Consider the following 18,095-nt stretch of genomic DNA (forward strand, 5'->3'; position numbering starts at 1 on the left):
ATGATCAGCCGATGATGCCCATGATGTCGGATTCCTTCATGATCAGAAGGTCTTCGCCATTGAGCTTGACTTCGGTGCCCGACCACTTGCCGAACAGGATGCGGTCGCCGGCCTTGACGTCCAGCGGAACCAGCTTGCCAGCTTCATCACGAGCGCCGGAGCCGACGGCGATGATCTCGCCTTCCTGCGGCTTTTCCTTTGCCGTATCGGGGATGATGATCCCGCCGGCGGTCTTGGATTCGGATTCGACCCGGCGAACGACCACGCGGTCATGAAGCGGGCGGAACTTGGAGTTTGCCATTTTGGATTTCCCTGGTGCGGATGTGGACGATTCCCCGTTGCCGGGAGCGCGATTAGCACTCACCTAGGCAGAGTGCTAACAATGGCTGGATAGGCCGTCGACGGTCGCAAGTCAAGGCGCGACGGACGGCGCAAACCCAGACGAAGTGATGTTCGCTGAGGGCTATAGCCTTCTTCAGAAGGAGCAGGAGTATAGGCCCATTTCTTGCATCTTAGACCGCCCCCCACAAAGGCGGCGACCGTCATTGAAATGGGCATCAATGCGATCAAAACGCGCCGCCGATACTGTGCCTTGCACGGTCCGCCGCGTCAGTCGGATCGTCCGACAGGCACTGGTCGGCGAGGCTTTGCTGCGGCCTTGCTCGGAAACCTTCTTGGGCCGACCGTGAACTGCGAGCGTTTAAAGCTAAGCGCGTGGTCTCGACGTTCGACCTCCCTCGATCAGTGTAGGCCGAACTCGTGCAGCAGTTCCTCGCGGTAGCGCACGAAGCGGCTTTCGCTGCGGCCGCGTGGGCGGGGCAGGTCTATGTCGATCAGGCGGGCCTTGCCATCTTTCTCCTTGGGCAGGATCAGCACCCTGTCGGCAAGGTAGATCGCCTCTTCAAGATCATGGGTGACCATCACCATGGTGACGTTCTCCTCGCTCCAGACGCGCGCCAGTTCCTCCTGCATGCCGATCTTGGTCATGGCGTCGAGCGCGCCGAGCGGCTCATCGAGAAGCAGGATTTCGGGTTGGACAGTAAGCGCCCGGGCGATGCCGACACGCTGCGCCATGCCGCCGGAAAGCTGGCTCGGCCAGGCATCGCTGAATTCGGCGAGGCCGACCAGTGCTACATAGAAGCGTGCCCGCTCCTCGGCTTCTCGCTTCGGCACGCCGCGTATTTCCAGCCCGAAAGCGACGTTGCCGAGAACGGTCAGCCAGGGCAGCAGGCGCGGCTCCTGGAAAATCACCGCGCGCTCCGCACCGACGCCGCTGACCGGCCGACCGTCGATGGCCACATCGCCGCTGTCGGCGCTTTCAAGCCCGGCAAGGATGCGCAAAAGCGTGGTCTTGCCCGATCCGCTCGCGCCGACGATGACCAGGCATTCGCCGGAGCTGATGTCGACGTTCAGTGTTCTCAGCACGGCGAGCGGACGCCCGCCGATGACGAAGGATTTGCAAAGGTCGCGGATGCTGACCTCTCCGCTGCGGTTCGTGCTGGTCATCTCTGTGCTCAGTTGGTCTTGATTTCGCCTGGCCGGTACAGGATGTCGGCCGCCTTCAATTTGCCCTTGGCGAGACGCCCGTCGCGCTCCAGTACGCTGATCCAGAAGTCGATATCGCGGTCGGTGGCTTGCGCGCCTTCGCGCAGGCCAAAGCCGGTCCAGTAGCGGGCCAGATCGCCATTTTCACCGCGCCTGTCGAGGATGGTGGCCAGCGCCTTGCGCGCTTCGCCCGGGTTCTGGCGTGACCAGTCGGCCGCACGTGCGGACTGTTGGACGAAGTTGCGGGCGGCCTCCGGATGTGCCGCGATGAAGTCGCGGCGAAGAATGACGAACCCCCCGGCGAGTTCTCCCAGAACGCCGATGTCGTTGAACACACCGCGCACCCCGCCGTTGGTGACCAGCGCACCGGCAAAGGTGGCCTGCCAGTAGCCGAGGGCAGCGACGTCAACCTGGCGTGAGCGCAAGGTCTGCTCAAGTTGTGGCCCCGGCACCACGACGAGCTTGGCGGCATCCGGTGACAGACCGACGCTGTGCAGCGCCTCGCGAACCGTAAAGTCGAGATGGGCACCCAGTGTATTGACCGCGATCGTCTTGCCGGGGAGATCGGCGATCGATTTGATCGGGCTGTCCTCCAGGACGTAGAAGACGCTCTTGACTTGCTGGTTGATGCCGTTGCTCGGATAGGCGGCAACGAAGTCGTTGCCGCCGGCGATCGAGTTGATCACCGCCGGCGTGGCGGCGGACCCCAGATCGACGCTGCCCGAGGCCAGCGCGAACAGCGATTCCGGACCGCCGCCGGTGTAGCCGACATTTTCGAGCTCGATGCCGAGGCCCTTGAAGTAGCCGAGTTCGTCGGCGAGTTCATGCGGCGAGATGCCGCCACGGCTGCCGAGGTAGCGAAATTTGACCGGCGCGGCTTCAGCGAAGGCGAAGCCGGGCAGGCCGGCGGCAAGCAGGCCTGCCCCGAACGGGGCGCCGGCAAGCAGGGTACGGCGGGTGAGTTTCATGATCTGGTTTCCTGTTTGCAGTGAAATTCGGTTTGCAGAGTCTTGGAGACTGTTTCGAACCTCGATCTCAACGATCGCTCCAGCGGCACAGCCGCCGCTGCATCATGACCAGCCCCTGGTTGGCGACCAGGCCGAGACCAGCAAGGGTGACGATTGCCGCGAACATCAGCGGGATCTGGAAATTGTATTGCGCGTTCATCACCTGGAAGCCGATGCCCTTGTTGGCGCCGATCATTTCGGACGCGATCAGCAGCAGCAGGGCCGTTGTGGCGCTCAGCCTCAGTCCGACGAAGATCGAAGGCAGGGCTCCCGGAAGCACCACGCGGCCAAAGACAGTCAGCCGCGTGGCGCCATAGACGCGCGCCATTTCGAGCAGTTTCGGATCGACTTCCTTGACGCCGCTGATTGTGTTGAGCAATAGCGGAAACAGTGTCGCCCAGAAGATGACGAAGATCTTGGAAGCTTCGCCCAAGCCGAGCAGCAGGATGAAGACGGGGTAAAGCGCCAGTGCCGAGGTTTGACGGAACAGCTGCACGATCGGATCGAGCGCCGTCTCGACCGCGCGCACCTGTCCCATCAAAAGCCCAAGCGGAATGGCAACCGCGACGGCCGCCATGAAAGCGAAGCCGGCGCGTTGCAGGCTGATGGCGATGTCGCCGAGCAAGCTGCCGCCCGCCAGGCCCTTCCACAAAGCCGCGGCGATCGTGTCGATGGGTGGCAGCACAGCTGCATTGACCCAGCCCATGCTGCTCGACATCTGCCAGAGGGCCAGGAATGCCGCGAGCACGCCATAGCGGGACAGGAAGCGGCCGCCCGCCAGGCGGCCCGCGAGCAACAAATCCGCTTTGGTTCCGCTGCCCTGCATGGCGATGGTGACCGGCCGTTCGATGTGTTGCAAAGTCATCGCTTGCCTTTCCTTTCTATTCCGCGGCCAGCACGGTCGAGCGCGCTGCGGTCCACGGGTTCACCGGCCGCTTGAGCCCGAGGTTTTCGCGCAGCGTCCGGCCTTCATAGGCAGTGCGGAACAAGCCGCGCCGCTGCAGTTCGGGGATGACGAGGTCGACGAAATCGTCGAGCCCGCCGGGCAGCCAGGGCGGCAGGATGTTGAAGCCGTCGGCGGCCTCGCTGGTGAACCATTCTTCCAGCTGGTCGGCGACATCAGTGGCGCTGCCGACGATGGTGTAGTGGCCACGCGCCGTGGCCACCCATTGATAGAGCTGGCGAATGCTGAAGTTGTGCTCGTCGGCGATCTGGCGGATCAGCGCCTGACGGCTCTTCATGCCCTCAGTTTCCTTACTCGGCGGCAGCGGCCCGTCGAGCGGATAGCCCCTGATGTCGAGCGTCTGCCCGGCGAGCCCATTGAGCAAAGCCACGCCATCCTCCGGCAGGATCAAATCGTTGAGCTGCTGGTACTTGGCCTGTGCCTCTTCCTGGGTACGACCCACGAAGGGGGCGACGCCAGGCATGATCAGCACCTGGCCGGGATCGCGGCCGGCGGCAGCGACGCGCGCCTTGATGTCACGGTAGAATTCCTGCGCCGTCTCGAGCTTCTGATGGGCGGTGAAGATCATCTCGGCCGAGTGCGCGGCGAGCCCGCGCCCGTCCTCGGATTGTCCGGCCTGCACCACCACGGGGTGGCCCTGCACCGGGCGTGGCACGTTGAGCGGGCCCTTGACGCTGAAATGCGCGCCCTTGTGATCGATGTCATGCAGTTTGTCCTCGTCGTAGAAGCGGCCCGACTGCTTGTCGCGGATGAAAGCGTCGTCCTCCCAGCTGTCCCACAGCGCCTTCACTGTCTCGACATGCTCATGCGCCCTTTCATAGCGCTCGGCGTGATTGGGCTGGACGTCGCGGTTGAAATTCTGGGCGGTCTCGTCACCGGCCGAGGTGACGACATTCCAACCCGCGCGACCGTTTGACAACAGGTCGAGCGAGGCGAACTTGCGGGCGAGCGTATAGGGCTCCTCATAGGTGGTGGATGCCGTGGCGATGAAGCCGAGATGCGTGGTCAGTGGTGCCAGGGCCGCAAACAGCGTCACCGGCTCGAAGCCGGCGATCTTGGCATTGCCGCCTTCGCGGGCGCCGAGGCCAACGGTGAGGTTGTCGGCGAGGAAATAGGCGTCGAACAGGCCGCGCTCGGCGGTCAGCGCCAGCTGCTTGTGGAACTCGAAATTCGTGGCGCCATCTGCTGGCGCATCGGGATGACGCCATGCCGCGATGTGCTGTCCACCGCCGGGCAGGAATGCGCCAAGTCTGATCTTTCTGGACATCTCGGTTCTCTCATTGCGGACTGGAGGGATTGCGTGGGCTCAGGCCGCTTTCGCGGTCGCCGGTTTGACTGCCTTGGTGGCGCTACGCCGGCCATCAATGCCAACGGGCACGTCGCCATTGATGGTCGCGCGGCGCACAACGCGGCGTTGGTCGCCATAGTCATTGACCGCGTAGTGCTGGGTGGCGCGGTTATCCCAGATCGCGACATCGCCTGCCCGCCAACGCCAGCGGACGGTGTTTTCCGGTAAGGTAATATGGGCTTGGAAAAGCTCGTAAAGTTTTTGGGAATCGTTCTTGGAAAGCCCCACAAAGCGCTGCACGAAATTGCCGAGAAGCAGCGTGCGCTCGCCCGTGTCGGGATGAACCCGTACGACCGGGTGTTCGGTCTCGTAGACCGTCGAGGTGAACACCTCTTCGAAGTGCCTGTGCTCCGCCTCAGTCGCCCGCGGTCGAACGGCTGCGTAGTCAAATGCGTTGGAGTGTACCGCCCAAAGATTGTCGGCCAGCAGCTTCAGTGCAGTCGGCAGGCTCTCATAGGCAGCGGTGGTGTTCGCCCAAATCGTGTCGCCACCCGCCGGCGGAATGACGACGCCACGCAGAACCGAGAACTTTGGGTAGGCTTCGACGAAGGTGACGTCGGTGTGCCACTGGTCGGCGCGCCCGCCGCCACGGCTTGAATCAAGCTCAAGGATCGAGGCGGTTCCCGCAACAGGACCTTGAGTTGGATGTGGCACCAACTGGCCCAGCCGTTGAGCAAAGCGCTCCTGCTCGGCATCGTCCAGATGCCCTTGGTCGCGGAAGAGAACCACCTTATGGCGCAGCAGAAGGTCGTTGATCGCCGCCACCACCGCATGCGGCAGATCGCCGGAGAGGCGGATGTTGTGAATTTCCGCGCCAACACGCACAGTGAGGGGAGCGACGTCGGATTCAGGAATGGAAGCATCGACGAGAATTGGCCTGGTCATTGTATACTCCGTGGGGAAGTGAGCTGCTGGACCGGATAATTCGGGATTGGACCCCTGTCCGAAGAGGTGCGCGGAAGTCAATCACCCCAAATTTGCGAGAGGAACTCGGGTGAACGAGCGCCCTCGCGTTCGGCTTACCGCACTGGTTGCTTCGGGCACATTGGAGTGCGTGGACAACAGGTTTGGAGTTCGCGACTCCAGATAAGGCGCGAACTGGCCGATCGCGCGTTCGAGCCGCTCGGCCAGGGCAGGGGATATGGATGTCGGATCGGCAAAATCCCGTTCCGAGGCATAGATTCCGGTCGCAAGTGTGCGTGCTTCAAAGAAGCCGAAGAGCGGCCGTAACTGATGCTCGATTACCAATGCATGGCGATCCCCACCGCCGGTTGCAGCGAGAAGGACCGGTTTGCCGTTGAATGCAGTGGGGTCCATCAGATCAATCAGGTGTTTGAAAAGGCCGGTGTAGCTGCCTTTGTAAACAGGACTTGCGACGACCAAGGCCTCGGCGTGAAGGAGGCGGTCAACAAGCCTCCTTGCGGCCGCATTGAGATCGGAAAGACGCACTGCGGCGCCCAGATGGGGGGCAAACTGGCCGATGTCGACAATTTCGGAGGTCTTGTCATATCGGAGCGCCGTTCGCCTGACGATCTCTTCGACCAGTATGCGGGTGCGCGAGGGAGAGGTGTAGCTGCCGGAAAGTCCGACGATTGCAGGGGTGGTCATGGCCGGCCCTTTTCCTTTGGAGTGCAACTTCACTCGCGAAGACAGGGTCAAGGCTAGCCAATTATACAAATTCTATAGAGGAAGCATATTGCGTATTTCGAGCCCTTGGGAAATTCGTTTTCTCGGATTTCGACGTGGTGCGGTTCTCGTGTTCGACAACGAACGATCGGCGGGTTACCGCCGATCGTCGGGATCGTTTGGCTGGAACCGACCTCAGACCTGCGGCCTGATATCATTTTGCGGGGTCGAGCCGCCGTTGAAGAAATTCTTCGCCCTCTTGAATTGAATGGTCGAGTTCGCATTCACGAGCTGCTGGAAGTTTTCATAGTCGGGCCCGCCTTTTCGGATCCGGCGTGCCTGTACGATGCTCACGACCTCGACATAGTCGATGTCGACATTGACGCGTTGCGTCGACGAGCAGCAGGATTTCAGCCCAAGGAAGTTCTGTTTGAATTCGATCTGGCGAAGAACGATCGCTCCATAGTCGTAATATCCGCCTGCACCATTATCGAGAAGGTAGCTCTGGTAGGTGCATGTCAGCGCCTTGTATTGTTGCGCCTTGGCGCTGGCGCTGAAAATGATGTCTCCCATCGCGGTCAGGAAACACTCGAAATCGCTCAGCAGCGATGCCCCATCAGTGATGATCGCCTGGGCAACCAAGGAAAGGAACGTGGCTGAAACGGAAGTGCCGAAAACTTCTTTCGAATAACCTTTCTGGTTTCGCGCTCCGATCGAAAGATTTGGAATGTTGTTGAGGACGTCTGCCCAGACGCTGATATCTAGCTTTTTCGCGTCGATGTTCGGATAGTTGGAATGCATGTAGTCGTAAATGAGGCCGCCAATCGATAAAAGATTGTCCTGGTTTTCATTTAAGATTTCGCTATACATCCGATCACGTGTTTTGTGGCCGAAGAGATGAAATTGTACAGCCCCTTGATCGTTAGCGATCATGTCGTCGGTCGGAGGTGCGGCATTTGGCATTGAAAGAAGCAGAGGACTCGCGTGGAAATACGCTTGAGAAGACTTGTAGATGTCATCAGAATATCGTTTTTCGCGTTCCTTGACATCAAGTGAAAATACATTGGACATCTTATTCTCCTATGTGAGGGTTGGAGTGGTTGTTAAGGTGTGAGCCTCTGGAGAGCCAGAAGCCTGACTGTCAGATGATTGCGTGCCTCTTCTCGATCGAATGGCGTCAAAGAAGCGAGGGCCTTTGGAGTGCGCTTCCGTTATTGTGCTGCCACTGGTGCTGTTTGCGTCAGTTCTGTTTGTGAAGCCGCTGCGGTGATCTCGTGCCGCAGCCAGCGGTGCTCCGGGTCGCGATGGCACCGTTCATGCCAAATCAGGGCGACCTCGTAGGGGGTCAGTTCCACGGGCGGATCGACAATCTGCAGAGGGAGCAGGGCAGCGATCCGCGTAGCCACGCGCCTAGGCACAATCAGCACCAGATCACTCGCCGCGACTGCCGTGGCTGCCGTCAATATGTTGGAAACCAGCACGGGGTCGCGATCCAGGAGATCTAATTTGACCAATTCGTCATGCACCCGGCCAAACCCATCCTTGGAGTCCGAGGCAAGGGCAGCGTGGTGCAATGTCGCGAAGGTCTCGATCGTCCACTCCCGCGCCAGGGCTGGATGGTTCTGGCGTAGCAGGCAGGCAAAGCGATCGGCGTAGAGCGTACGGCGCAAGTAGCCCAGTGGCGCAGCATCGATTTGGCCGACGGCCAAATGGATTTCGCCTCGTTCAAGCCGGCTGAGGGCGCCGCCTAGAAGCGAATCGGTGACGATATGGAGATAAGGCGCGTGCTCGCGCAGAATTGGTAAGAGAGGCGGCAGCAAAATCAGCGCTTGGTGATCGGGCATTGCCATTGTCGCTTTCGATCGGCATGCACCTTGGTCGCAATCGCGATCGATCATCGTGCGGACAGCATTCAGGACCGGCGGCAGGAGCTTGGCCAGGCGCTCGGCCTGTGGCGTCGGAACCAGACTGCTCGACCCACGCACCAGAAGATCGTCATTGAAAATTCCACGCAGCCTTGTCAGCGATCTGCTCATGGACGGTTGGCTGACACTCATATGCCGAGCCGCATGCGTGACGTTGCGGTGCTCCAGCAGCGCCTCAAAAGACAACAGCAATTTCAGGTCAATCGACGCCAGCATCCGCTGTTGCCGTGTGGCGCGCGCGCCATTGACAATGCGTGGCGGCCGCTCGCTCCTGCTTGAACGATCCCTGCTATAAACGAGGTCCATTCGCCTCTCCTTATTTTTCTAGCGGTCTGCTCACGCTATCGTCTCGATGGTGTGGGCGTTGCGGGCGGCCTGCTGATGACAGTAGCGATGTCGCCACTTGGTTCGGCGTGGTTGAAGGTGACCGGTCTCGATCAGTGAAACGACACAGTCGGTGCGGGTGAACGAGCACCTCCTGGGCTACGCGCGATATAGGGGGAAGCACTCGGCAATGGGGAGGCGATCGCGCTGACTAGGGGTTAATCCTTCTCGCGGCTACAGCGGTCGGCCATATCGTTCGCCCTCAGCGAGGCAGGAAAGCTGCCTCATTGATATATCTGGGCCCAGCCTCACACTGGAGCTAGGCTGGGCCCACCAAGGGCTTAGTGTCGATTCAGTGACGAGAGAAAATCGCTGCACCACTTATGGACGTCATGCTCGCGAAGAATCGTCATGATCGCTCTCCAGCGGTCAATCCGATCCTCTACCCGCAGAACGAGGGCCTTTTCCATGGTGCGCGCCATCTCCTCCGTGTCATAGGGATTGACAAGCATCGCTGCGTCCAACTTCCTGGCGGCACCGGAAAAACGCGAAAGGATGAGAACGCCCGGGTCCAATGGATCCTGCGAAGCGACATACTCCTTCGCCACCAGATTCATCCCGTCGCGAAGCGGAGTCACCAAACCGATGCGCGCCTTCCTGTAGAGGCCGGCCAGCTCCGACTGACCGACTGACTTGTTAATGTAGTGCACGGGCACCGAATCGATGGTTCCGAATTCTCCATTAACGCGCCCGACCAGTTCGGCGACGTCCTTCTGGACCGCCCTATATGCCGGTATACTTGCCCGGGATTCCGGGGTGATCTGCAGCAGCAACGTCTTGTCGACACGGTCACTGTAGTTTCGCAGAAAATCACGAAAGGCGACGATGCGTTTCTCGATACCCTTCGAATAATCGAGGCGATCGACGCCGATCGCGATGTCATAGCCGGCAATCCTCGGATAGGTCTCCTGCACACGCGCATTGAGGGCTGCATTCTCTGCGAGGCTTTCGAACTCCGCCGTGTCTATGCTGATTGGAAAGACGCCGCAGCGAAACTCGTTCTGATAGGCTTGGTAGAAACCTTCTTCGACGCGTTTCCCTTGCTCCTCGCGATCCAGACATTCGAGGAAGTTGCTGAGATCGAAATCCGTGTGGAAGCCGACGAGGTTACAGAACGAAAGCGCGCGCAGCAAAGTATTGCACTTCGGAACAGTAGAGAAGATGTCCGCCGGCGGCCATGGAATGTGCAGAAAAAAGCCGATCCTGTTGCTGCAGCCGAGCTTACGCAGCTCTTCGGCAAGCGGAATCAAGTGATAGTCGTTCACCCAAATGACATCCTCATCGCGCAGGAGAGGTTTCAGCAGCTCTGCGAACCGCGTGTTGACACGATGATATCCGGCGCTTCGTGCCTCGGAATATTCGGCCAGGTCAGGACGGCCGTGGAAGATCGGCCAAAGAACCCTGTTCGCGAAGCCCTCATAATATTCGTCCACATCCTTCTGCGAGAGATTAACAAGCTGGTAATTGATGCCGTCATCTTGCAGTGGTGTCAGCTCCCGCGTGGCGTCCTCGGCTACCACCTGCTTCGAGCAGCCCATCCAGAAGCCGTGCTCTTTCTTGAGCACCGCTTTCAGCGCGATGGCCATTCCGCCCGCGGGCGGCACCCCTTTTTTATCGGGCAGCGGAACCCTGTTGGATACAACGATCAGTCTACTCATTTCTACCTCCTGCGTTTGCATACGCAACGAGAGCCTCTTCGCTCCAGTTGTTTTTAAGTCGCCGTGCATTATTTTCGCGATCACCGAATATAAGTTCCACAAGATACGGAATAGAGACAGCGTTGATTAAGTATATTGTCGGTTATGTGGATATTTCTACACACTGTAACTGCCGAATAGATCCACCTTTACGTCTGGAATGTCAATCTTTTGGGGGTTTCAGATGAAATGCGGCTGAATCGATTGGGAGATGCGCGCTGCAGGCGCAGAAGGCCTCATCACGCTAGCCTCAGGGCCGCAGGGGAGGGGATCGGCTGGGCCAACGACCGGCATGTCGCACAGGCGGGCAGGACAAACGCCCTGAGCTAAATCGGAGAAACGGCCGAACACGCGAAGCTTGGCGAACTCGGTTCCTGGTTCACAGCGGCAGTCCCGCCTAGGACCTATGTGCCTGCGCTATTGTGTCATGCGCCCAACGAAGATTGTCCGACCTGCGGACCCTGCCTAATTTGCCTGATCGTCGCAGAAGCCAAAGCGACATCCAACAGGAGTAACCATGAAGAACATTCTCGTTTTGAGTCAGGACGCTTCAACGAGAGAACTGCTGGTGGATCTCCTGTCCAAGCATGAGTTTAGGATCAGGGCGGTCGAAAACGGCCAACAGGCCGCCAGCAAGATGGTTTCTGAAGCACTTGATCTGGCAATTGTTGATCTGAGCCTCGGTCGACAGGACGGCTTGCAATTCGTTCGGGATTTTGGCGCCAACAGGGACCTGCCGATCATCATCATCAGCGCCGATTACCTGGATGAGTCCGACAAGGTGGTCGGTCTCGAAACCGGCGCCCGCGATTACATCACTAAGCCCTTTGGCCATCCGGAGTTCCTGGCCCGCGTGCGCGCTGCCGTGCGCCAGCGACCGGGGCGTGAGCGAAACGCGATCTTTAATTTCGATGACTGGCAAGTCAGCACGAAACGCCGCCGCTTGCGTCGAGGCACGGGTCTTGAAGTGAAGCTGACTGCGGGTGAGTTCAACCTGCTCATGGCGTTCCTCAAGAACCCGGGCCGAGTGCTTTCGCGCGAGCAGCTTCTGAAGGCGACCAGAGTCTATGATCAAGAGGTCTATGACCGCAGCATCGACGTGCTGATCCTGCGCCTTCGCCGTAAGCTGGCACACCGCTCGAACCTGCAGTATATCCGCACCGAGCGCGGCGCCGGGTATGTTTTCGAGAGCGCCGTCGATGTCGAGGAGCTGAGGACGCGCCCCTAAGGCGGGCGCCCTTCCTTTGGAGCTCATCGGTGCTTCGTCAACCACTCAGCGTGTGTGCTTCACTCAAGTAAGGTTGACCGGGACGCGCGACTATGTTGTCTGCCTAACCGGCTAACGTGCCCGGCTTTCCGGGCGGGAAGCTCTTCGCGGGGCCGCCCGATCGGAAGCGTCAACTGATGTTTGCGGGCGTGGTCATTGAGGCACGTCGCGGACAAGATCGTGTGGACTGGTGTAGCCATGTGTGTTTAAAAAAGCGCGGCAGCCGGGCCGGTCACCAAGTCTCAGGCGACGAACGAGCTTTCCCTAGCAAACCGATTCGCAGGGGATACCGTCCTTGTCTCGGTCCAACTTGCCTCCCCATGAGCAGTTTGCGAGATACCAGTTGGCTTCATCACATGAGCTGATTTGAGAACATATCCGCCGCGGCTCACACGAATAGCCCGTCTGCGCGAGCAGCCTGCGGCTGACGATGCCTCGTGGTGGGCCCGACGGGGTCGCCCCATCTGCATGCTCCGCTCGCCACTCCCAAGGCGCTTGAAACTTGCCGGCCCAAATACCGACCTTCGCCGCTTCCGCCTTCAACTGTTGCGGTGCGTACGCACCGTGGCTGTAGCGGGGCCAATCCAAGGCTTGGCCGTGCTCAACCATCCAAGCGGACAAGCCGGCACCATCGGAGCGCAGGCAGTCTCCGACAAACCGGTCATAGCGATCCCAGGAGACGAACGAGCAGTGAACTGGCCTGGAGGTCGCCAAGAAGGCGTTCAACGCTTCAGCCGCACGGCGTCCGCAGGGATATTCGAAGCCTTTCGCGTCATCGCAATACTGCTTGCTCTCCGGCGCATCGACTCCGTTAAGGCGAATGCGCTGACCGTGGATCTCAATCGTGTCGCCGTCGACGACGGAGGCGATGCCGGCGACCGGTGGAGGGCTCGGCCGGGTCAGATTCGACAGACTGATCTCGGGCATGCGGCCGCCGTGCTGCATGGCCAACTGAACCATCAACGCGCCAGCAGCAGCCAGAGTCACAAAGATCAGCCGCAGCGGGATGGGTCCCCAACGCCGTGCGCGTGACCGCTTGGCACCAGTGCGCTTTCGCCACTGGTCAGACCGATAGTCGTGCCGTGATCTGTCCAAGCCCATTCTCCCTCGGGGAAGAATGCGTCGGTCAGAGCAGAGAGTCCATAGTTGCGCTGTCTCGACCCGTTGCGGATGTAGGTCGGTGCCGCTATGGCACCGGTGGCGCACGACTTTGCTCACTCGCTTGGCGACTCGTTCATTATTGAATGGCCTCTTCGGCGGCCAGTTGCCGGAACACTAAGCACAAAAAGCGGAAATCCTGAGCCCGGCCGGCAAAATTCGCTTCCAACGCGCAATACGCTGCGGCAGTCGCAGCTTCTTGCCCGTAAAGCGCGATCGCGGCGCTGACGGCTCGTCCAGGATCGGTCAATGCTGCCATATGCGGCGACAATCCCGAACGGCTGTGGAGTTTTTCGCCAATCCGCTAGCTCGGCCGCGAATGCATCGCCGCCATCGATCCTAAGGAACCCAGACGATCAAGACGAACTGCAGACGCGCAGTTTCCTTTGCCTGTTTCCGGCGCCAGATGTGAAATGTATGAACAAAAATGAAGCATAATGTACATGTTCATGAAATCGATAGCGCATAAGCGTTACTGACAATAATCTTATTTTAACTTGAATAATAATGATCGACGGCCATTATGGCTGTTTGGAAGGGGAAGGTATGATGATGCACAGCGGTGTACCAAAACAGCCTACACAAAATATGGCTTCCGCCGGTCGGACGGCCGAAAGCTTGCTTCAACTGATCACAGCCGGCGAGCTCACTTTTGCTATGGAAGGGCACGACGGTCTCTCAGCCGCGATCGTGGAGCGCGCGGGCTTCAAGGTGCTTTGGGCGTCAGGCCTGTCGATCTCATCAAGTCTCGGCTATCGCGATGCGAACGAAGCTTCCTGGTCCGAGGTTGTCAATGTTGTAGAGCGTATGGCAGATGCTGTGCGGATTCCGATCCTGGTCGACGGCGACAGCGGATTTGGAAATTTCAATAATGCGCGCCTCATGGCCAGCAAACTACGCCGATGTGGCGCAAGCGGCGTTTGCCTCGAAGACAAGGTGTTTCCAAAGATCAATTCGTTCGTGGGGGACCGACACCCCCTCGCCGAAACCGCGGAGTTTTGTGGGCGGCTCAAGGCGATCAAGGACCGAATTCCGGATCCGGAATTCGTGCTGGTCGCGCGTATTGAGGCGCTGATCGCCGGCCGCGGAATGGATGAGGCGCTGGCGCGCGCCTATGCCTACGCCGAGGCGGGGGCTGATGCCATCCTCATCCATTCCCGCAGGTCCGACGCCGACGAGATCTTCGCCTTCACCCGCGCCTGGCAGAACCTGCTTCCAGTCGTCATCGTACCAACGAAATATTACCGCACGCCGGTCTCCGCGTATCGCGCCGCAGGGATCTCCATGGTGATCTGGGCCAACCACAACTTGCGCGCCGCCACTGCTGCCATGCGCCATATTTGCGGTCGGATCGTTCGGGAAGAAACAATCGCCGGTATTGAGAGTGAGGTGGCAACGCTGGACGAAGTGTTCGATTTGCTCAAATACCAGGAACTGGCTGCGGCCGAAGAGAGATATCTACCCCAGAAGGCGAGCGGCGTCCGTCAGCCGGTTTAAACCGCCCTTTTCTGAAAAGGAAACGAGACGAGGAGGCGCAACATGCTTGCGAAACGGACAAGCTTGTTCCGTTCATCGGGGACCGCCGCCGCGCGGGCGGCGGCAAGGGCATCTGCCGATGCTGGCGATGACATCATTGATCTAACGGCCGGTGAAATCTGGAGTGACCTTGCTCCAACAATTCGCGACGGTGCGTTCGAGGCCATCCGCAAAGGTGTCAATCGCTATACCGATACCGCTGGCATGATGGAACTGCGCGAGGCGCTGGCGAAAAAGGTGTCTCTCGATACCGGACAGATGTGGAATGCCGAAGAGCTCATCACCACGACAGGGGCCAAACAGGCGCTCTTCAGTGCGGCTATGGTGGTGCTCAACCCAGGCGACGAAGTCATCATCCCGACGCCCTACTGGTCGACTTTCCCGGCGCAAGTGCTGATCGCCGGCGGCAAACCGGTCTTCGTCGAAACCCGCTCCAATGGCTATGTCGCGCGGGTCGAAGACATCGAGGCTGCAGTCACCACCCGGACCCGGGCAATCATCATCAACACGCCTGGTAATCCCACGGGTGCTGTTTATGACGCACAGACGCTGATGGCGATGGCCCAGCTCGCGATCTTTCGCGACTTGTGGATCATTTTCGATGAGTGCTATGGCGAGTTCGTCCACGGGCATCATACCCATCACGCGATCGTCTCCGTTGTTCCGGAGGTTAGGCCTCGGACGCTCATCGTCAACAGCTTCAGCAAGGCTTTGGCACTGACCGGATGGCGAATTGGCTACCTCGCCGGTCCAAAGGAGATCATCAACGCCGTGAAGGCGCTGCAATCGCACACCACATCAAATCCGAATGTCATCGCCCAGCATGCCGTGTTGGCGCATCTACAGCGAGGAGACGGCAGCTATGAGCGCCAACTGCGATCGCAGTTGACCAGCGCCAGGGAAATCGGTCTCAACGTGCTCTCATCGCTAACGCGGGTACCGGTGCCGAAGGCGCAGGGCGGCTTCTACTTCTATCTCGATTTAACGAACCTGCTAACGCGCGAGCCGTGGAATGTGATCACTGACGACGCGGACAAGATAGTGCATTCGCTGACCAAAGCCGGCGTTGCAACGGTGCCCGGCACCGCCTTCGGCGATCCCGCTGCCATACGCTTCTCCTATGGAACTCCGCCAGCAAAGCTCGAAGCCGGGTTGAGCCGCATCGTCGAGGTGCTCAACGCTTGGGAAAGACCCCGCAAGATCGCGGAACACAGAAGGGGAACACATGCGGCCCCTAAAAAGGCCGTCATTCTAGCCGCGGGTTTCGGCTCTCGTCTGCGTCCACTGACCGATCTGCGGCCGAAGCCCCTGGTGGAGGTCAATGGCACGCCCATACTACACAACGCGCTTCGAAACCTGGAAGCGGTCGGCGTTGAAGAGGCGACTATCGTCATAGGCTATCGCAAGGACGCGATCCAATATGCATGCGGCAGTCTCTTCGGTGGCCTGAAGATCAATTATGTCGAGTCGGTGGTTTTCGACCGGACCGGCAGTGCCTACTCGCTCTGGTTGGCGCGCGATGCGCTCCTTTCCGGAGACTGCTACCTCCTCGAAGGTGACGTCTTCTTCGAAGAAGATGCTCTGCGCTATCTGATGATGAGCGACGCGGCAAATACCGCTGCCGTTGCGCCGTTCGATCCATCTATGGAAGGCTCCGCAGCCATTCTTTCCAGCGACGGCTTCATATCCGAGGTCCGGTTAAAGCAGACGGCAGCAAGCCTGGCCTCAGGCGGTCCGCCACTCTTCAAAATGATGAACCTTATCCGGTTCTCTGGCGCCGATCTCCGAACAAAGATCGTCCCCGTCCTTGGCGACATCATCGGCTCGGGTGCGACCAAAGCTTATACCGAGGAGCTGCTCGGTATCCTTATCGAGCGCAACGGACTGCAGCTTGCGGCGGCGCGATGCGATGATCTGAGATGGTATGAGATCGACAGCGAAGAAGACCTACGCGCAGCCGAGAGGATTTTCAAAGTCGAGCGATCTGCGAGATGCGGCTCCGGCCACATCGCAGCCGCCGCCGGAGAGTAGCAAGATGATCCGCTATCTCTTCGATGCTGCAAATGCCATCACCGCGCTTGGGCTGATCTTCGCCACGACCGCGATCTATTTTGCCTTGGTCGGACGCTTCGAGCTTGGCATTTGTTTCGCCTTATGGGCGCTTCTGGCGGATGATGCCGATGGCATGGTCGCGCAGCATTCCCCGAGCCGTTCGGCTTTGACGGCCCAGGTGGGAGCCGCATTCGATGGGCTAGCGGATTTGGTCTATGCGGCTGTCTTTCCGGCAGTTCTCCTCTTGTCTTTCAACGCGTTCTCTATTCCGTCGCTGTTCGCTGCGGTTTGCCTTGTCCTGTCAGGGGCCCTCCGCCTCAGCTATTTTTCTGCGTTCGGGCTGGACGATGACGGATTCGGCAGAGGATTGCCGTTGAACAACGACCTCTTCGTGTTGGCCGCCCTCTTTGCCGCAAACAGTTATGTGGCAATCCCTCACCTTGGCAGTCTCATGATAGGCGCGGCGTTGCTTCTGTCCCTGCTACATCTCTCAAATTTCAGATTTCCTGGTACCGGCAACTGGTTGCGCCTGGCCAACCTTACACTCGTTGCTGCGGGGTCTTTCGCCCTGCTCGCAAATCCACCTGCATCGTAAAGTGTAGGAAAATAGCATGGAAAGCTCTTTCGAAATCCGCACACGCACTGTCTTCGATCACTATCAGCGCGACCAGGAGAATGATCCTCACATATTTGACAGGCTGGTCTCCCTCATTGAGGAGGAATATTTCGGCCTGGCAGCCGGTAGCTTCCGCGGCCTTGACGTCTTAGACGCGGGCTGCGGCTCGAATGCGAACGCGTCTTATGCGTTTCTTGAAAAGGGAGCGCATAGCGTCGTCTCACTTGAACTGGGCGACGATTGGATGGATTGCGCGCGCAAACGGCTTAGCCGCTTCGGGCCACGCTCTCAATTGGTCGCCGGCAGTGTACTCGATCTCCCGTTCGACGAAAGGAGGTTCGATTTTGTTCATTGCGCCGGGGTTCTGCCGCACACCAGCGATCCGAAAAAAGGCTTCGAGGAACTTGCCCGCGTAACTCGTCCCGGGGGCAGCTTCTTTCTGACCATCATGGGCACCGCAAACGGCGTCATCTATCGATGCATCAACCATTTGCGAGAACTCTACCAAAATGATGAACAATTTCGCAGCGCGATCGCCAATCTGAATGGATCCACCGCACGGCAAGCCATCGACTGGCTGTTAAACGTAAAAGAGAATGAAGAAAGAGAACATATCCCTGGCGAAAACAAATTCTTCCGAAGTCTTTTCGACGATGATTTGTTTGTGACGATTCGGGATCGTTTCCAGGCGCCAACCTACCACGAGTTCTCATTTACAGAGGAGCAAATCCGAGACTGGTTTGTCGAGTGCGGCTTCGACAACATTCGTAGGATCTCAAGGTATACGAGAAATTTCCACAACCTTCGGCGCTTTCTCGCGCCCATGTACCGTCATTACGACCATCCGCTTGCTCGGTTCTGGTTCGGCGATGGCTGCATCCAGATGATCGGCCACAAGCCATGCACGCAGTCGGCATCACTTGTATATGAGAGCGACATTAATGTGCGGAATCTTCGGGATAGTCCTTAA

Annotated in this window: 17 protein-coding genes and 1 pseudogene; 6 read left to right on the top strand and 12 right to left on the bottom strand. The window is 59.1% G+C overall.

Features of this window, described 5'->3' with window-relative positions; all coding sequences use genetic code 11:
• Positions 1 to 4: 4 nt before the first annotated feature.
• From groES to O7B34_RS29510, 10 genes are all read right to left on the bottom strand, one after another.
• Complete coding sequence (gene groES, locus O7B34_RS29465) at positions 5 to 301, bottom strand: co-chaperone GroES (RefSeq protein WP_337149320.1); 297 nt, start codon at positions 299 to 301, stop codon at positions 5 to 7.
• 440 nt (positions 302 to 741) lie between these two features.
• Complete coding sequence (locus O7B34_RS29470; RefSeq protein ID WP_337149321.1) at positions 742 to 1,506, bottom strand: ABC transporter ATP-binding protein; 765 nt, start codon at positions 1,504 to 1,506, stop codon at positions 742 to 744.
• An 8-nt stretch (positions 1,507 to 1,514) separates the two neighbouring features.
• Positions 1,515 to 2,513 (bottom strand): ABC transporter substrate-binding protein, encoded by a 999-nt coding sequence (locus O7B34_RS29475; protein WP_337149323.1) that lies wholly within the window; start codon positions 2,511 to 2,513, stop codon positions 1,515 to 1,517.
• Between the two features lie 67 nt (positions 2,514 to 2,580).
• A complete protein-coding gene (locus tag O7B34_RS29480) occupies positions 2,581 to 3,378 on the bottom strand; it encodes an ABC transporter permease (RefSeq protein WP_337149340.1) in 798 nt (265 codons plus the stop codon).
• A gap of 55 nt (positions 3,379 to 3,433) precedes the next feature.
• Positions 3,434 to 4,783 (bottom strand): LLM class flavin-dependent oxidoreductase, encoded by a 1,350-nt coding sequence (locus O7B34_RS29485; RefSeq protein WP_337149324.1) that lies wholly within the window; start codon positions 4,781 to 4,783, stop codon positions 3,434 to 3,436.
• 39 nt (positions 4,784 to 4,822) lie between these two features.
• Positions 4,823 to 5,749 carry a TauD/TfdA dioxygenase family protein gene (locus O7B34_RS29490; protein ID WP_337149325.1) on the bottom strand — a complete coding sequence of 309 codons (927 nt, stop codon included), beginning with the start codon at positions 5,747 to 5,749 and terminating at the stop codon, positions 4,823 to 4,825.
• An 81-nt stretch (positions 5,750 to 5,830) separates the two neighbouring features.
• Positions 5,831 to 6,472 (bottom strand): FMN reductase, encoded by a 642-nt coding sequence (gene msuE / locus O7B34_RS29495; RefSeq protein ID WP_337149326.1) that lies wholly within the window; start codon positions 6,470 to 6,472, stop codon positions 5,831 to 5,833.
• Positions 6,473 to 6,685: 213 nt separating this feature from the next.
• On the bottom strand, positions 6,686 to 7,561 hold the full coding sequence (locus O7B34_RS29500; RefSeq protein ID WP_337144067.1) for a hypothetical protein: 876 nt from the start codon (positions 7,559 to 7,561) through the stop codon (positions 6,686 to 6,688).
• A 140-nt stretch (positions 7,562 to 7,701) separates the two neighbouring features.
• Entirely contained in the window at positions 7,702 to 8,721 is a 1,020-nt protein-coding gene (locus tag O7B34_RS29505) for a LysR family transcriptional regulator (protein ID WP_442921015.1), read from the bottom strand.
• Between the two features lie 359 nt (positions 8,722 to 9,080).
• Positions 9,081 to 10,457, bottom strand: a complete 1,377-nt coding sequence (locus O7B34_RS29510) for an alpha,alpha-trehalose-phosphate synthase (UDP-forming) (protein ID WP_337149327.1) — start codon at positions 10,455 to 10,457, stop codon at positions 9,081 to 9,083.
• Positions 10,458 to 11,013: 556 nt separating this feature from the next.
• Here O7B34_RS29510 and O7B34_RS29515 point away from each other — a divergent pair.
• A complete protein-coding gene (locus tag O7B34_RS29515) occupies positions 11,014 to 11,724 on the top strand; it encodes a winged helix-turn-helix domain-containing protein (RefSeq protein WP_337131789.1) in 711 nt (236 codons plus the stop codon).
• A gap of 303 nt (positions 11,725 to 12,027) precedes the next feature.
• Here the strand turns inward: O7B34_RS29515 and O7B34_RS29520 are convergent, their stop codons facing one another.
• Together O7B34_RS29520 and O7B34_RS29525 are read right to left on the bottom strand one after the other, a co-directional pair.
• Positions 12,028 to 12,858: a thermonuclease family protein gene (locus O7B34_RS29520; RefSeq protein ID WP_442921016.1), complete on the bottom strand. Its 831-nt coding sequence runs from the start codon at positions 12,856 to 12,858 to the stop codon at positions 12,028 to 12,030.
• A 142-nt stretch (positions 12,859 to 13,000) separates the two neighbouring features.
• Complete coding sequence (locus tag O7B34_RS29525; RefSeq protein ID WP_337149328.1) at positions 13,001 to 13,180, bottom strand: hypothetical protein; 180 nt, start codon at positions 13,178 to 13,180, stop codon at positions 13,001 to 13,003.
• A gap of 329 nt (positions 13,181 to 13,509) precedes the next feature.
• Between O7B34_RS29525 and aepX the strand changes: the two genes are divergently transcribed.
• The 5 genes and pseudogenes from aepX to O7B34_RS29550 all read left to right on the top strand — a co-directional run bounded on the left by aepX (position 13,510) and on the right by O7B34_RS29550 (position 18,095).
• Positions 13,510 to 14,418 carry a phosphoenolpyruvate mutase gene (aepX, locus tag O7B34_RS29530; RefSeq protein ID WP_337144099.1) on the top strand — a complete coding sequence of 303 codons (909 nt, stop codon included), beginning with the start codon at positions 13,510 to 13,512 and terminating at the stop codon, positions 14,416 to 14,418.
• A 42-nt stretch (positions 14,419 to 14,460) separates the two neighbouring features.
• Positions 14,461 to 15,645 (top strand): annotated as a pseudogene (locus tag O7B34_RS29535) (aminotransferase class I/II-fold pyridoxal phosphate-dependent enzyme); the annotation flags it as partial.
• A 12-nt stretch (positions 15,646 to 15,657) separates the two neighbouring features.
• Positions 15,658 to 16,488: a phosphocholine cytidylyltransferase family protein gene (locus O7B34_RS29540; protein ID WP_337131798.1), complete on the top strand. Its 831-nt coding sequence runs from the start codon at positions 15,658 to 15,660 to the stop codon at positions 16,486 to 16,488.
• 4 nt (positions 16,489 to 16,492) lie between these two features.
• On the top strand, positions 16,493 to 17,104 hold the full coding sequence (locus tag O7B34_RS29545) for a phosphatidylcholine/phosphatidylserine synthase (protein ID WP_337144092.1): 612 nt from the start codon (positions 16,493 to 16,495) through the stop codon (positions 17,102 to 17,104).
• Between the two features lie 16 nt (positions 17,105 to 17,120).
• Positions 17,121 to 18,095, top strand: coding sequence for a class I SAM-dependent methyltransferase (locus tag O7B34_RS29550; RefSeq protein WP_337149329.1), 975 nt, complete (start codon positions 17,121 to 17,123; stop codon positions 18,093 to 18,095).

The organism is Mesorhizobium sp. Cs1299R1N3, assembly GCF_037179625.1.
Lineage (GTDB): Bacteria > Pseudomonadota > Alphaproteobacteria > Rhizobiales > Rhizobiaceae > Mesorhizobium > Mesorhizobium salmacidum.